The following is a 15,202-nucleotide window of genomic DNA, read 5'->3' on the forward strand; positions in this document are numbered from 1 at the left end:
TTGGACCTCGCGGACGCCCGTAAGGATGTCGAGTACTACAAGAACGAACTCCAAGGCGCTCGCGAACAACTCGAGCGGGCACCCAACCGGCAGGAACTCAAGCGAGCGATCAAGGACCTCGAGCAGGCCTGCGAACGCGGCGACGGCAACGGCGTCGAGGTCGCGGTCGGGCGGCTGAAAGAGTCTGCGGGAAGCTATTCTCCTGCCTCATCAGAGGCCAGAACGGGAGTCCACGCTGAATCCCACGACTTTAGTCGTGGGTAGTTCAACTCTCATTACATCGCCGACGGAATGCTGTCAAACGTTTCCGGTTAGGAACCACGCTCAACGAAGTAGATCACACTCAGGACAACGAGGTCGGAAGTGGGACTACATTGGCGGCAGATATGTATTAAAGGATAGAGATACACGTAGGATAATGTGTCCCAAAAAGAAGAAAGTAGTTCAAAAGAGAAAAGGGCAAAGAAAAGCCTGAGTAGACGGATAGGGGGACTGGTAGTCCTCATTGCAGCAATTAGTCTAGTTAGTGCTGGGTCTCTTGCAGGAGTAGTCCCTGATGCATCATCGGATACTACTCTATCGGGAACTGATGAGGGAGGTCTTGAAACACATACCCGCCAAGCAGACAACACTATTGGGAGTAAGGAGGAAAAGGCTCGAAACGGAGATTACACCCGCCAATACGCATCACATAACTCACCTAGAAAAGAACGACTGATTGAGTCATCGTTTAAATTTAACGAGACTCCTTCTGTCGGAGAATCTACAAAGGTAACAGTAACAATCCAGGCACTCAGACCCTTGGAGAATGTGTCGGCCAAAATGAGTGACCATATCTATATCAATGCAGATGAGCATCATCGCACATTTGGTGAAATGTCCTCCGGTGATACAAGGGAGATTACAACCACGATCACTCCGACGAAAGAAATCAAGTACCAAATTCCATATATAGTAACGGGAACGGCATACAACAGCCAGTTCACACGCACCGCTATAGTGAAGTTCAATCTTGCCGATGAACATACCGTGAATACTGCAACTACATCGGGTACCCTTTCAGAGCAAGCAGCGACGTCGTCTCTTGCTACGGCAACTACAAGCAGTACCATCTATTCTACCGCCTCAGGACAATCGTCTGAGAACTCATCCGTCATCGGCCAGTCAAAGTACTTAGCAAACGGCCAGCTACATCCTATGCGACAGGTGACTGTCGAACTATATGATAATGACACCAGTACTGATGAATTGGTCGCATCAACAACGACGGATGATCAAGGGAACTTCTCATTTGAGTTCGACCCGGCCCAAGATGTCTCTTCAAATGCAGATATCTACGTGAAAGTCACTGCAGAAAACCCTGCTGCATATGGAACAACTGCCAATAGGGATCAGTACTCGACATTTACTAATACAACAAACAATGTAAGCACTGGGAGTAAGATAAACTACGGCGTAGTCCACCCAGTTGAGAACAATTCAGTTTGGGAAGCAATTGATCATACGCTTGATGAACGGCGATACATCCACGAAAACACCGACGGATGGGAACGCTCTCCTGTTCGTATTGAGTGGCCGAACGGAGACTGGCCGCATCTTTCCTACCGTTACTCTCTTTTGACGGGTGAAATAGCCAAAGGTACAGAGGCAATTCGACTCCCGGAGAAGACTGTCGCTTCATGGGATAGAAGGACGGTCCTCCACGAATACGCACACGCAGTAATGATAGCTGGCTACGATTGGGATCGGGATAATTTCCCGGATACTGGCACGTATAACTGCCATGTTCCCTATAGCGAAACCGACCCCGGATATGCGCTTCGGGAAGGGTGGGCTGAGTTTATGCCAGCGGCTGTCGACGATAATCCCCAGACACTTCGCCATCGGGGAATGAATATCGAAACGAACCACTGGTACAACGTAGATGCTTCCCCTCCCTGTTATGGACCCGGTGGTGATACTGGCGATATGGATGGGAATAGCGTTGAGGGGAGTTATGCAAGTATCTGGTTTGACATAGTTGATACTGGCCATGCTGAGGACGAATCACTAGAAAAATCCTATAATACGGTTTTCAACACCGTGATGGATAACAACGCACAGGATATGTATGACTTCTGGGCTCAGTGGGAACATGGTAACCGGGAGGAACTTCGTCAAACGTATTCTCGATATGGAATTCCCGTTACTCCGGCTACTTTCGATGTCTCGATCGCGGAGACAAATTCTCCGGTCGTAGCCGGTGAAACAGTTGAGATTACGGCAGAAGTCGGTAATATCGGCGATGCCCCTGGAAAGAAGAGTATCGCACTTGATGTCGGTAGTAAAACGAATGTTGATACGCAGACAGCCTCACTCGCTAGTGGCGAGAGTGAAAAAGTAACTCTCACATATGAAACAGAAGAGAATGATATCGGCAAGCAGGAGGTTGTTGTCCACAGTGCAAACGGTTCAGCTTCAACGACGATCAACGTGACCGAGCCGTCGACGCCAGCATCCTTCGACGTGACAATCGACGATACTACCAGTCCCGTCATTGCCGGTAACTCCCTTGATATGACGGTAACCGTCACTAACACCGGCGATCTTCAGGGTGTCAAAGATATTAAGTTGCTGGTTAATGGTAGCGTCGTTACCGTTGAGGAGGACGTGACGTTGGCCGGTGGAGCCAACACAACGCTCACGTTCAACTACGATACTAGTGACATAGACCCAGGAAAGTACGATGTTGAAGTTCGCAGTATAAACGATTCAGCTTCAACGACGATCAACGTGACCGAACCGCCGACGCCAGCAACCTTCAACGTGACAGTCGACGATACCATCAGCCCAGTCACTGCCGGTAACTCCCTTGATGTGACGGCAACCGTCACTAACACTGGCGATCTTCAAGGCGTCCAGGATATTGAATTCTTATTCAATGGTAGTATCGACACTATCGAAAAGAATGTGACGCTGGCTGATGGAGCTAACACAACGCTCACGTTCACCTACGATACTAGTGACATAGATCCAGGAAAGTACGATGTTGAAATTCGCAGCGCGAATGATTCAACTTCTACGACGATTAACGTGACTGAGTCGCCGACGCCAGCAGCCTTCGATGTGACAGTCGTTGACACTACCAGTCCCGTCACTACTGGAGACGCTCTCAATGTGACAACAACCGTCACTAACACCGGCGATCTCGAAGACATCCAGGATATCAAGTTGCTATTCAATGGTAGCGTTGTTACCGTTGAAGAGAATGTGACATTGGCCGGTGGATCCCATACAACATTCACATTGACTCACACCACCGGTGGCGTAGACCTAGGAAAGTACGAGATTGTCGTCCGCAGCGCTAATGATTCCGCTTCAACGGCGATCAACGTAATTGACGATGGACCAAGTGTTGCTGATTACGCCAACGAGAACGGTGTGGTCAACATGGATGGTCTTCGAAGCGCCATCGACGATTGGCGTACTGACGATACCTCAATCAACCTGCTGCGCAATGTCATCGACCACTGGCGCACTGGCGAACCGGTAGAGCTAATTGATCCCTGAACCGGTTCGCCAAGCCCCAATAACCGCTCTCAACTTGGTGGTTGATACCGTTCCTGCCCGCCAGTCGTCAATTCCTGCTTGAAGCCCAGGAGTGTCAACGATTCCTTCCTCATTCTCGTACTCACTGCTATTTTCTGTGACGTTGATCGTAACCGTCGCAGTGGCAGTACCACCATTACCATCACTCACCTCATACGTGAAGGAGTCTGTCCCAGAATAGCCTGATTCGGGCGTGTAGGTGAATGAGTCACCATTTGTCGAGACCGTCCCGTGGTTTGGGCCACTTGTTACAGCATATGATAGCGAGTCACCATTCGGATCGCGTGCATCGAACGTTCCCGTCACTGGCGTCCCTTCACTTGCTAAGACTGAGACATCATTAGCACTTGGACCACTGCCTGCTTCTCTGACAGTGACCGTCCATGGGAAGTCCTCGCCAGTACCGGACTCACCTTCAATATCAACATAGACAAAGCCGTCTTCTTCGACGGTCACCTGTGTCGAGTCACTAGATCCCTCCTCATTGCTGAGGTAGCTACTTCCGCCCGGATATCTGATGTCTGCGTGTACGTCTTGGCCACTATTTTTCGACAGGCCAATATCTAGTTCTGTACTGCCTGAAACGGGAATTTGGAACGCGTCCAAGTCATCGTTGGAGTTGATCTCTCCTGTGTGTGACCCGAGACTAACCTGATTATCTGCCTCGTCGTTCCACTGATCACGGACACCTGTATCGTTTACCAAGACTTCCCATGAGAAGTCATCGCTAGCACCAGGTTCCCCTTCAACATCAACATAGACAAATCCATCTTCTTCGACGGTTACCTGGTCTGAGTCTCCTGTCCCACCATCGTTCCGGAGATAACTACTTCCACCCGGATAACTAATATCCGCATAGACTTCTTGACCGATCTGTTTTGACAGACTTAGATCAATCACGCTATTGGCTGAGACTGGCACCTGGAACGTGTCCAGATCATCGTTAGAGTTGATCTCTCCTGTGTGTGACCCGAGGCCAACCTGATTATCTGCCTCGTCATTCCACTGATCACGGGCACCTGTATCGTTTACCGAGACTTCCCATGAGAAGTCATCGCTAGTACCAGGTTCCCCTTCAACATCAACATAGACAAATCCATCCTCTTCGACGGTTACCTGGTCTGAGTCTCCTGTCCCACCATCGTTCCGGAGATAACTGCTTCCACCCGGATAACTAATATCCGCATAGACTTCTTGACCGATCTGTTTTGACAGACTCAGATCAATCACGCTATTGGCTGAGACTGGCACTTGGAACGTGTCCAGATCATCGTTAGAGTTGATCTCTCCTGTGTGTGACCCGAGGCCAACCTGATTATCTGCCTCGTCATTCCATTGATCACGGACACCTGTATCATTTACTGAGACTCCCCAGGAGAAGTCCTCGCTAGTACCGGGTTGTCCTTCGACATCAACATAGACGAACCCGTCTTCCTCGATAGTTACTTGAGTTGATTCTCCAGTCCCACCATCGTTCCGGAGGTAGCTGCTTCCACCCGGATAACTAATATCCGCATAGACCTCTTGACCCGCTTCTTTTGACAGGCTGAGATCGATTACACTATTTGATGAAACTGGAACCTGAAACTGATCGCTGTCATCATTGGAGGTAATCAACCCTGTGTGTGAACCACTGGTCGTCTCCTTGTGACTGTCGTCAGGCCAGTCATCTGTCTGTGCCACTGTGGGTGCTACACTGATCGATAGCAGCACTACAACTGCTATCGATATGATAATCAGTTTCCTCATATTTGAAACAGAGAAGCTAAAATCATATTAGTTTTATCTTACTACACTATTTTCACATCTAAAGCAGTGTTTATACTCGGTGACGATCCCGACCGGGAGGAGTACGTCCGGATCCAGAAGGCGAATGAAGCGATGCTCGAGGAGTAACTCCGAATGTCTACACGGGAACAAACGCTTACTCGATCTCTGTCTCGGCTGGCAGGGGCTTGGCTGCTATTGTCGCTAGTTCAGGCTTCAAGACTGCCTTGAGTTTAAGGGCCCCCTCAGGGAAGGCACGATAGATCGCAATCGCCACACCCATTAGAAGAGCCTGTCCTGCGCGGCCCACATAGTCTATAACCTGCTGTGTTAGATCGAGGAGGTTTTCGATACCTATCCCACCAATGCTGAGTTCTCCTTTATTTACGTTCTTGTACACCCGATACAGGAACTTTGCTGGAAGACCGCTGGCAAGTCCCGTGCCGTCATTCGGTGAGATAGGTGGTCATACCAATTGTTGTGGAGTTGTAAATAAAAGCGTTCCGTGAGGTACAGGCGACTCGTCTCGAGTGTTTTCACACGCCGATCACCTCCTCAAGCACAACGTCGGGCCCGCCAAGGCCGTTAATAGCTCACTCTTCATCCAACCGCTTTGAGAGACGGTCGAACTTCGCCTCAAGTCGGGCACGGCGTTTCTGTTCGCGTTCTGGCTGATACTCGAGATCGGCAAGCCCACCACCTTCGAGGCGAACGGTGAAGAGCGCCCCCTCGTGCTGCCCCTCTTCTGGCAACGTCTCGATATCGACATCCAACTGCTCAACGACACCGCCCTCATCCTCGAGGAGGATGACTGCCGTGTCGCCGTCGACGACCCGGTCCACGACGCCGGTAAACGTGCCGTCCATCATCCTACGACTGGCGCTGCAGCCCCATCAATTGTGGCAGGATCGATGGTAGGCGAACTCCCCTGTGTGGCTGTGGGCTTGGCATCGATCAGGTCGGCTGGATTGGTCGAGAACGTCTCAGCGGACTCAACGGTTATATTGGTGCCATCAGTCATCACGACAACATCACTATGGACGCCGGTCCAGTATGTCCCAATGCCCATCTCACCGGCTCTGGTGAATCACTAGGCGGCGTCGACTTCCGGAAATCAGACCCGGCAACTTGAGGCGATACTCTGGGACAATTTGGTCACTATTCCGTCGGGAACTGTGATAGCAGTGTGATTGGGTTCCGTCACAGGTCCGCTAAAACCACTCAACATAACGCAGTATGGCGATTCACCAAAGCCATCTCACCAAAGCCATCTCACCAAAGCCATCTCACCAAAGCCATCTCACCAAACCGTTGGAGTACCTCGTCATGCGGGTGGTCATACTGACTATCGTAGCCACTCGAGATCACTGCGGTCTTCGGATCAACGATATCTATGAACGGCTGCGTCGAGCTGGTGGACGAGCCGTGATGGCCCGCCTGGTAGATGTCGGCATCTAGTTGGTCACCCCATTTTGCAACCATCCGTTCTTCAACGGCCGCCTCTGCATCACCAGTCGTCAAATAGGTTGTCTCGCCATACTCGATGGTGAACGCGAGACTGTTATCGTTGAGGTCGTCATTGGACTTGTTCTCAGGCGGGTTGAGGAATTGAACGGTAGCATCCCCGAACGCGATCGAATCGCCCTCGGCAACCTCATACAGGTCAACGTTGTGTTCGTCGATCGCGGTGAGATAGTCCTCGTACGTCTGTGAGGTAGCCGGGACACCTGGATCATATACGGCACCGACGCCGTCGCCGTTCGTTTCGAAGTGGTTGATCACTTCCGCGTGTCCGCCAATGTGATCGGCATGTGCATGTGTCGTGACCAGATGGTCGATCCGCGTGATACCTTGCTCCTCGAGGTACGCGATGACACCCGAGCCGTCTTGTCGCCAATAGCCCGAATCGATGAGCATCGTCTCACCGGAGGGGGCGACTACCAGCGTCGAATCGGCTTGCCCAACGTCGATATGGTGGATTTCAAGGTCGCCGTCGGAGCCAACTGGCTCACCGCTTCGCCAATAGGAGATTACCTCGCGTAGCAAACCGGTATCGATTTCCCCATTTCGCCAATCGCCAATCGCATCACGCAGCCCGTCTGTTTCGACGGTATTGGTTTCTGTGTCAGCGTAATCGTCTACTGCCAGTTCCGTTGCGTTCGTGCTCTCCGCCGCAACAACACCAGGTCCGCAGATGGATCCAAGGAGTACCACTAAGACGACTATCGTGGCCTGCTGGCGCTGTCGTCTACTCCCACGCTGAACTGTAATTGATCGTAACTCTCCATTCAGGACATCATATCAAGGCTATTGGTTGTTGAAGGTTCTCGTCCCGGTACTAGATTCCACAATGAACACCGCCGCCGATCGCTCCTCGAGCACGACACTGAGACACGCGAGGCCGCTGGCACACTCCAGATCGACATCTCCCGGTCTACGGCTCCCCAGCTACTTCGAGACGCGCTTCGAGTTCTTGGATCCGACACTCCTGTGCTAACAACACGGAGATGAGAAACGGCTCCATTACTGTCATCTCGTTTTGGATCCCGGCGGCATCCGCAAACTGTCGCGTGTCGTCGAATAGCTGATCAAACCCGTCGCGATACTGCACCCGCAGTGCCCGCCGGAACGGCTGCCAGTCCTCCTCGAGGTGACGCAACTGGTCACGATAGGTGGGGTTCGTCTTCCCCATCTATGCCACCTCCTGAATCGAGTCCCCGGTGATCGGCGTCGGATACGCCGGCTCACGTACTTCGAGGATCTGCTTCCAGAAGGTGAGCGTGGTTTGGAGCATTCCATTCCCGACCGGGTAGACCAATGACTCGAACTCCTTTCCGATAAACCGCGCCCCCTCATCGGTCTCCAGTCACTCGATCCGCTCGTCGACGAGGTTGTCGATCGGCGCCGCGAACTCATCATCCCGGGCCTTCGAAACCAGAACCGGACACTCATATCGACGAGCCGCAGCTGCCAGCCGGGCGAGCGCCGACACGACCATCCGCTCGGACTCGTCTTCACCGAGATCGTCGTCGCGGTAGAGGCCGTCCACCGCCGGCGCCACGATCAGGCCGACGTCGTCCCGGTCGACGGTTGCGAGTGTCCCGTAGTCAGGATCCTCGAGCAGCCTCGAACATAGCGTGTGGTGCTGGTAGGCAGTGAATGCACGGGCGGTCTGGATCTTCTTGAGAACGCGGCGGCTCGGTGCAACATCTGCGAGTGGCTTTGTCTGTGCGTGGCCGAACGTATCGATCCACCACGCAGTTCCTGGCCATTCGAGGAGGAGATGGTCGACGGCGAGTGCGTGAAACGCGCCGGGAGACGATGACTCCAGGAGCGTGATGCCATTCTCGAGGGACGGTAGGTTGGGAATTTGGTCTATCGACGATGCGACGTCTCTGTTTGTACCCATACCTCCAACTGGATTGTCTCGATGGTTAACTGTTCGAGGGCGGTTTCCGAAAGTTCCGATTATCCGATTTCGTGCATAGGAGTGGGGAGAGCCTCGCTGAATAGCCATCATCGAGCCGGTTCCGATTCTTCCGATATCGCCATGAAAACGGAATGGGGATGGAGTCTGCCTCCGGATGGGGTGGAGGAGAGGGGGAGTGGAGGCGTCCTATTGTTTGTGGTGATGATCATTAACTATTTGTGACAGCATCAACAAGCCAATAAATTGATAACAATATACTCACAAGGGACAGACGGCGGGGGAGAGGATTCAGTCGTTGCCTGACAAGATCCGCCCGACCCGAGACAGACGGTCCCTCGCTATTCGAGATCGAATCACGTTTCGACGTGAAGCCAATTGTCACGCACATCGGTCTCGGTCCCTCCCCTGGCGACAGATCACCTCCAGGGGATGGGGGCTCAACGCTGGCCTCTGGCCGGCGTTTCTGTGACGCGAGAGTTTATATACGGAGCCGTGGCAACGCCGGTGATGTCTCTCACCAATCGACAGGAGGATCTCCTGATCGCCGTCGCACTGACCGAGTTCAGCGTCCACTAAGAGCAGGCCGATCCCAAACTCGCCGAGCACAAGCAGATCCAGAAGGCGAAAGACGCGATGATGAGGGAGTAACTCCGTGTGTCTATTCTTCCACGCCAGCGAGTTCGAAGGCTTCCGACAACGAGTCAAAGTGGCGATAATAGTTGTCGTGCTATGGTTTCCATGTTCGCGAATATCCGTCGTTCGAACAGGCTTCCCATGCTCGTCCGCCAACCGCTGGAGATCGGCTAACAGCTCGTCGCGTGTTGTCGGCCCTTCGGACACAGAAGCAGGGTCATAGCCGGCGGCCTCGAGCGCCGCTGTCCACGATCCAAACCGATCTCGGTAGGGTGACGCCGAGTACTGCCCATGTTCGGTGATGTCGGCGATCGTGGGACGACCATCAACCGTGTCGGCGACCCGCTCGAATTCAGCCAGGAGCGTCTCTGTATCGATATCGCCGGTTGCACGTTCCTGACCAGAGTCGAGTCCTGCCGCCTCACGGGCTGTTGCGAGTGACTCGAAGGTCCGGAAATATGTCGAGATGCTATATTGGCCGTGTGTGTCGATAACCGATGTGGTTACCGGCTCGCCATGTTCGTCGGCGAGTCGTTGGAGGTCGGCGAGTAATTGGTCACGGGTCACTGGCGCAGATGGTCGGTCACAATCGAAGCCAGCAGCCTCGAGCGCATCGTACCAGGAGTCAAACCGAGCCTGATATGTCGACGGCGAGTGCTGGCCGTGGTCGATCATATCTGACATCGATGGTGGTTGACCAACCTCATCACCAAGCTGCTGGAGTTCGGCGAGCAACTCCTCGGTCTCGATCTCGGGTGTGCCGGCCTCGGGGCCACGCTCGAGCCCGGCCGCCTCGCGCGCATCTGCTAGTGAGTCGAAGAGCGAGTAATAGTGGTTCGTATGATATTTGCCATGGTTGATGATATCGCTCGCAGCGACTGGCTCGCCATGGTCGTCGGCAAGCCGTCGAAGGTCGGCCAGTAGGTCCTCACGGTCTGGGTCCTGCTGTACGTCTTGCTCATCGTCGAGTCCGGCCGCTTCAAGGGCAGGTCCCAGGATCCGAAGCGATCCCGATATGTCGGCGCGGAATATGAACCGTATTCGGTGACATCCGTCTGTGAGGGTGCGCCATCGACCTGCTCACTCACATCGCGAAGATCGGCCAGCAATGCCTCGGTCTCGATCCGTGCTTCGTGTCGGTCTCGATCCGTGCTTCGTGTCGGTCCAGCCCGCGCTCAAGGCCCGCCTCCTTGCGCGCCTCGAAGAGTGAGTCGAACTCCCGATGGTACGGCGTTGGACTGTACTGCCCGTGCTCTTTGATGTCTTCGCGCGTCACTGGCTCGCCATGTTCGTCGGCAAGCCGCTGGAGTTCGCTGAGATACTCATCGTCTGTTCGTGTACCCATTGTCGCCCCATTTGAAATCTCACAAGAAAGGTGTTTCTGTGGGCCACCAAGCCCCAAGTTGATCAATTTCTCCGAGATTCCTCCGTTCGCATACCCGTGAAATGATATTTGCGTCATTAGGAATTGGGTACACATACTCAGTACAGAGACTATTTCTAGTTGTACGCACGCGTATCACCCCCGCTCCGTCGGGTGGTATGATCTAGTTAAAGACTGTTCTTTACTGCTAATGGTCTAGTGGGGTAGTATGCAACAACAATTAAGTTCCAGTAGTGTAGTAGAGTTATCTGAGGCAGAAGGTAAACGAAAATGACCAGACAACTGTGGCGGAAGTATAGCTTCGCAAGTACACTGCACGACACCTGCCCGACATGATGCGGGTACCCAATGCCGACTGGTGGTTGTCAAATCCATGAGCGCTGAAATGACGGAGTCAGATGACGGGGACAATATCACCCGTACGACGATCAAGATTGACGATAAGATTTGGCGACGTGTCCGGTCGCAGGCCATCCGCGAAGACAGGCGGGTCTCGGAGGAACTCGAGCAGATCCTCCGGGAGTACTTCGACGAAGAGGAGCCATGATGTATCGACTAATGAGTAACACACAACCCTATATTAACAATCAATGACAGGCGATAATACGACAGAGAAGTTGCGCGCAGTACTTCTCGCGACCATGATGGTCATCTCGGTCGTCGCGATGACCACCGCGTTCGCAGGCAGTGCGGCCGCAGCGACAAATGTCAGCTCAGGCAATCAGGATGTGGTGTTGGGTGCCGAAGCCCAATCTCTAGGGACGAGTACAACATCGTTCACCATTTCCGAAACTACTGATGATTTCGGAGGATCTGGCTCCGGTGAAATCACCGTTCCGGACGGAGTAACATTCAATCAGACTCAGTCTGACTTGACAGTACGGCAGACCAGCAGCGGGTCGCTCAGCAATGTCCGGTTTACCGACTCCCAGACGATCAAGTTCGACTATAGTGGGTTCAGTTCCACTAGTGCTGATTCTATCAGCTTCGGACAGCTCTATATGGATGTGAGTCAGGACGCCGGATCATCCTTCAAGGTTGACACCCGCGTGGGGGTTAATTCTCAATCACTAACGATCACCACCCATCAGGCATCTATCTCTGGCCCCAGCGGGAGCTTCGGAGCGGCATCGACCGGGAATAATATTGGAACTGTCACGGTCAGTACCGCAACCGTCGATGGTCAGATCGGTAACCAGACGGACCTGATCATCTACGCGAATCAATCGAACGGAGTTACGCTCGATACGAGTGTCGATGTTGCATCGACGATTACGGACAATAATGATAACGTGAATGAGTCGGCAGCGACGATCTCGGAAGAGAAAATCGTCGTGCCGGTCACGAGTGACTTTGCGGCCGGTGACTCGGTGGATCTAGATGGCTTGGCCGTCAACCTGACTGCCGATGCCAGTGATTCCGCGCTGACCGTGGAAGCAACCCCTGCCAGTGATACTGGAGGATCACTCACCTCGACTACTGGCAATCAGATCGCGGTCACAAAACCAGGTGTTAGCCTTGGGTCTTCGTTCGACCTTGCGGTTGGACAGGAGGGTCAGGCTACTGGTGATACGATCACGGTCACCTCGTCTGCAAATGGTGACATCGGTGATGGGACGAATGTGACTGTGATGCTGAATGACAGTGACGTCACGTTCGATACCTCCGGTACAGTCACTGCTACGGTTAACAATGTGACTGGACCGAATGGGGAGACTGCTGAAAGCAAGAATGCACCAGCAGTCGTTAACGAAAACAACCTGACTGTGAACGTCTCTGGTGACTTTGAAGCCACTGACAATGTTGTGTTCAGTGGCTTCTCGCTGAACGTCACGAACCAGCCTGCTGACGGCACTGATGTCAAGGTCAGTGCTCAGACACAGTCTTCACCGAATGGCGCTGTAATCACGAGTGAAGACACTGGGACGTTCATCACCCTTCAGCGTCCTGACTATACCTACAACGGTGATACCGTTGACGTGGACAACGACGGTGAAGACCAGAACGCTCTGAAGGATATTACCGTCGCATCGGCGACTGACAGTGATATTGCCGATAACACTAATATCACTATCAGCATTGCAGACGGTTCTGGAGTGACGTTCGACCAAAGTGATAGTAATACTCTGACTCTTGGCTTTGATGACACTGCAACACAGGTTAACCCTGCGGTCATCAACGAACAGAACGTCACCGTAGAAGTCAAGAACTTCGACAGTTCTGGAGAAGCCGTTGTCTTCCAGAACATCGGTGTCAACGTCACGGCGGACGCGACGAACACCACGCTCGCGGTGACGACGAACACCAGTGATTCGGAGGTCACGACCGTCCTCTCGAATAATGTCGTCGTCGTCAACGAGGTCTCACCGACCCAGATCGCGGCTGACCCGGATGTCTCTGATGGTGATGACTTCACCAACGGCAACGATGTCAGTGCGACCAAGCCGCAGGTCACAAACACGATCACCGGGCAGGTGCGTCTTCAGGATGACACCGGCGCCAACTTCGGCGCTGGAGACATGAACCTTGAGATCGTCTCGACGCCTGAAGGATCGAGTGGTGCGTCGCTCAACACGAGCACTGTCACCACGGCTTCTGACGGCACTGCCGACTTCAACTTCACGGCTGGTGACAAAACTGGTGACTACGTGGTCAACGCCACGATCGCTGGTACGTCCACGGGCGTGAACATCACGTATACTTCCCAGTCGGGTCCCGTTGCTGACATCACTGTCACCAATGTCGAGGATGCGATCAAAGGAACTGCGACGAATGACAAGCAGACCGCAGTCCTGAAAGTTCAGGCGCTGGACGCACAAGGTAACCCTGTCAGCAGTTCCGTTGACACGTCATTCACGATTAGCAGTCCTGATGCAGAAAACTTCGCCGTGGATAACTGGGTCAACAGTACCGGTCAGTTAGCCGATGGGACGGCAACCGGTGAAAGTATCGACGCCAGTACTGGCAACTTGAAGCTGGCAGATAATGGTACTGCGTATGTCAGCTTCACAGATCCGGCCGCGGAAGACGTGACGATGGAAGTCGAATATGGCTCGAGTAGTGACTCTGGCACGGTGACCATCTACGACAACATCGGTCAGGTCTCGCTTGAGCTCAACGAATCGTCGGTCATCCGTGGCGATACCGTCCAGGCGGACGCCACGATCAAGCAGTCCGACGGGACGGTCATTACGGTCCCGGACATCACGGTCAACTTCGACGATAACAGTAACAGCAACACGACGGTCAACAGTGCAAGCGCTGACACGAACGGCGATGGCGTCGCAAGCGTCACCGTCTCCGCTGACAGTGCTGGCACGTCGACCATCGACGCTGTTACCAACCTCAAGAAGGGCAGTGCAACCCTCACGATCGAAGACCCGACACTCACCGTCTCGACTGACGTTGATTCGGTGACGGTCGGCGAGGAGACCACGGTCAACACCACGGTCACCTACGAGAACAACGGGAGTGCCGTTGAAGGTGCCACGCTGAACGTGACTGGTGCCGGCGTCGACGTTGCCGACCAGACCACGGACGCGAACGGCACTGCACAGTTCACGGTGAACGCTAGCGAAGCTGGTGACATCACGGTGAACGCAACGCTCGCCGGCACGAACATGGGTCAGGCGACAATCACGGCTGAACCCGCCGCACAGCCTGACATCTCCGTTGACTACGACGTCGACAGTGAGACCGTCGAAGTCGGCGAGAACGTGACTGTCACGGCGACGGTCACCAACGCAGGCGACGCAGCTGGCTCGGCTGACGTGACGTTCAACGCGGACGGCACGGAAGTTGAGAACCAGTCTGTTGACGTTGACGCGAACAACAGCACCACCGTCGAGTTCACCACGAGCTTCGACAGTGCTGGCTCGCACAACGTCTCGATCAACGACCTCAACGCGACTGAGATCACGGTGCAGGCACCTGCATCGTTTGACGTCAGCTACGACGTTGACAAAGAGAACATTACGGTCGGCGAGACGCTCAACGTGACCGCCACTGTTGAGAACACCGGCGACCTCAGCGGCGAGACGACAGTGTACTTCCACGCGGCTGGCGACGAGTACACCAACACGACCGTCTCCGTCGATGCGGGTAACTCCACGGAAATCGTCCAGGAGATCTACCTGCCCGAGGAGGCCGGCTCCTACAACGTCTCGGTCAACGACCTCGAACCGACGGAGATCACCGTCGAAGAGGCCGCGAGTGACGAACCGACTGTCTCCGACTACGCCAACGAGAACGGCGTCGTCGAGCTCTCGGGTCTCAGCACCGCCATCGACGACTGGCGCAGCAGTGAGATCGGTCTCGGTCTGCTGAGCGACGTCATCGATGCCTGGCGTAGCGGTGAATCCGTCGACTCGTAATCACACCTAACTACTGCTCCACCGCGG

At 53.9% G+C, this 15,202-nt stretch carries 11 protein-coding genes and 2 pseudogenes; 4 read left to right on the forward strand and 9 right to left on the reverse strand.

Going from position 1 to position 15,202, the window contains the following annotated elements; all coding sequences use genetic code 11:
- Together CP556_RS26240 and CP556_RS25570 are read left to right on the forward strand one after the other, a co-directional pair.
- Positions 1-264 (forward strand): annotated as a pseudogene (locus CP556_RS26240) (hypothetical protein); the annotation flags it as partial.
- 156 nt (positions 265-420) lie between these two features.
- On the forward strand, positions 421-3,549 hold the full coding sequence (locus CP556_RS25570) for a hypothetical protein (RefSeq protein WP_141551737.1): 3,129 nt from the start codon (positions 421-423) through the stop codon (positions 3,547-3,549).
- Here CP556_RS25570 and CP556_RS25575 read toward each other — a convergent pair.
- The 9 genes and pseudogenes from CP556_RS25575 to CP556_RS21775 form a co-directional block, all read right to left on the reverse strand.
- On the reverse strand, positions 3,535-5,337 hold the full coding sequence (locus tag CP556_RS25575) for an Ig-like domain-containing protein (RefSeq protein ID WP_141551738.1): 1,803 nt from the start codon (positions 5,335-5,337) through the stop codon (positions 3,535-3,537). The two genes, CP556_RS25570 and CP556_RS25575, sit on opposite strands and share 15 nt — an antisense overlap.
- Positions 5,338-5,512: 175 nt before the next feature.
- A complete protein-coding gene (locus CP556_RS21750) occupies positions 5,513-5,755 on the reverse strand; it encodes a hypothetical protein (RefSeq protein WP_098727729.1) in 243 nt (80 codons plus the stop codon).
- Positions 5,756-5,948: 193 nt separating this feature from the next.
- The gene (locus CP556_RS21755; RefSeq protein ID WP_098727730.1) at positions 5,949-6,221 is read right to left on the reverse strand and encodes a DUF3006 domain-containing protein; all 273 of its coding nucleotides are present in this window, start codon (positions 6,219-6,221) and stop codon (positions 5,949-5,951) included.
- 406 nt (positions 6,222-6,627) lie between these two features.
- Entirely contained in the window at positions 6,628-7,569 is a 942-nt protein-coding gene (locus CP556_RS21760; RefSeq protein ID WP_255291562.1) for a ComEC/Rec2 family competence protein, read from the reverse strand.
- A 220-nt stretch (positions 7,570-7,789) separates the two neighbouring features.
- Entirely contained in the window at positions 7,790-8,047 is a 258-nt protein-coding gene (locus CP556_RS21765) for a DUF8156 family protein (protein ID WP_098727731.1), read from the reverse strand.
- Positions 8,048-8,221: 174 nt separating this feature from the next.
- Positions 8,222-8,764: a hypothetical protein gene (locus CP556_RS21770; protein WP_098727732.1), complete on the reverse strand. Its 543-nt coding sequence runs from the start codon at positions 8,762-8,764 to the stop codon at positions 8,222-8,224.
- Between the two features lie 399 nt (positions 8,765-9,163).
- Positions 9,164-10,153: a homing endonuclease associated repeat-containing protein gene (locus tag CP556_RS26245; RefSeq protein WP_255291563.1), complete on the reverse strand. Its 990-nt coding sequence runs from the start codon at positions 10,151-10,153 to the stop codon at positions 9,164-9,166.
- Between the two features lie 102 nt (positions 10,154-10,255).
- Positions 10,256-10,459: pseudogene (locus CP556_RS27400) on the reverse strand (homing endonuclease associated repeat-containing protein); the annotation flags it as partial.
- Positions 10,460-10,502: 43 nt separating this feature from the next.
- Entirely contained in the window at positions 10,503-10,763 is a 261-nt protein-coding gene (locus CP556_RS21775; RefSeq protein WP_098727733.1) for a homing endonuclease associated repeat-containing protein, read from the reverse strand.
- Positions 10,764-11,187: 424 nt separating this feature from the next.
- Here CP556_RS21775 and CP556_RS26250 point away from each other — a divergent pair, with 424 nt between their 5' ends.
- Positions 11,188-11,349: a hypothetical protein gene (locus tag CP556_RS26250; RefSeq protein ID WP_176548287.1), complete on the forward strand. Its 162-nt coding sequence runs from the start codon at positions 11,188-11,190 to the stop codon at positions 11,347-11,349.
- Positions 11,350-11,392: 43 nt separating this feature from the next.
- Positions 11,393-15,175 carry a beta strand repeat-containing protein gene (locus tag CP556_RS21780; RefSeq protein ID WP_098727735.1) on the forward strand — a complete coding sequence of 1,261 codons (3,783 nt, stop codon included), beginning with the start codon at positions 11,393-11,395 and terminating at the stop codon, positions 15,173-15,175.
- Positions 15,176-15,202 lie beyond the last annotated feature (27 nt).

The organism is Natrinema sp. CBA1119 (assembly GCF_002572525.1).
Classification (GTDB): Archaea; Halobacteriota; Halobacteria; order Halobacteriales; family Natrialbaceae; genus Natrinema.

What these genes read in the sequence shown, in the direction of transcription:
- CP556_RS21780 (WP_098727735.1), top strand. Translation starts at nt 11,393, where the DNA reads ATGACAGGCGATAATACGACAGAGAAGTTGCGCGCAGTACTTCTCGCG.
- CP556_RS25575 (WP_141551738.1), bottom strand. Translation starts at nt 5,337, where the DNA reads ATGAGGAAACTGATTATCATATCGATAGCAGTTGTAGTGCTGCTATCG.
- CP556_RS21755 (WP_098727730.1), bottom strand. Translation starts at nt 6,221, where the DNA reads ATGGACGGCACGTTTACCGGCGTCGTGGACCGGGTCGTCGACGGCGAC.
- CP556_RS21775 (WP_098727733.1), bottom strand. Translation starts at nt 10,763, where the DNA reads ATGGGTACACGAACAGACGATGAGTATCTCAGCGAACTCCAGCGGCTT.
- CP556_RS26250 (WP_176548287.1), top strand. Translation starts at nt 11,188, where the DNA reads ATGACGGAGTCAGATGACGGGGACAATATCACCCGTACGACGATCAAG.
- CP556_RS21770 (WP_098727732.1), bottom strand. Translation starts at nt 8,764, where the DNA reads ATGGGTACAAACAGAGACGTCGCATCGTCGATAGACCAAATTCCCAAC.
- CP556_RS21765 (WP_098727731.1), bottom strand. Translation starts at nt 8,047, where the DNA reads ATGGGGAAGACGAACCCCACCTATCGTGACCAGTTGCGTCACCTCGAG.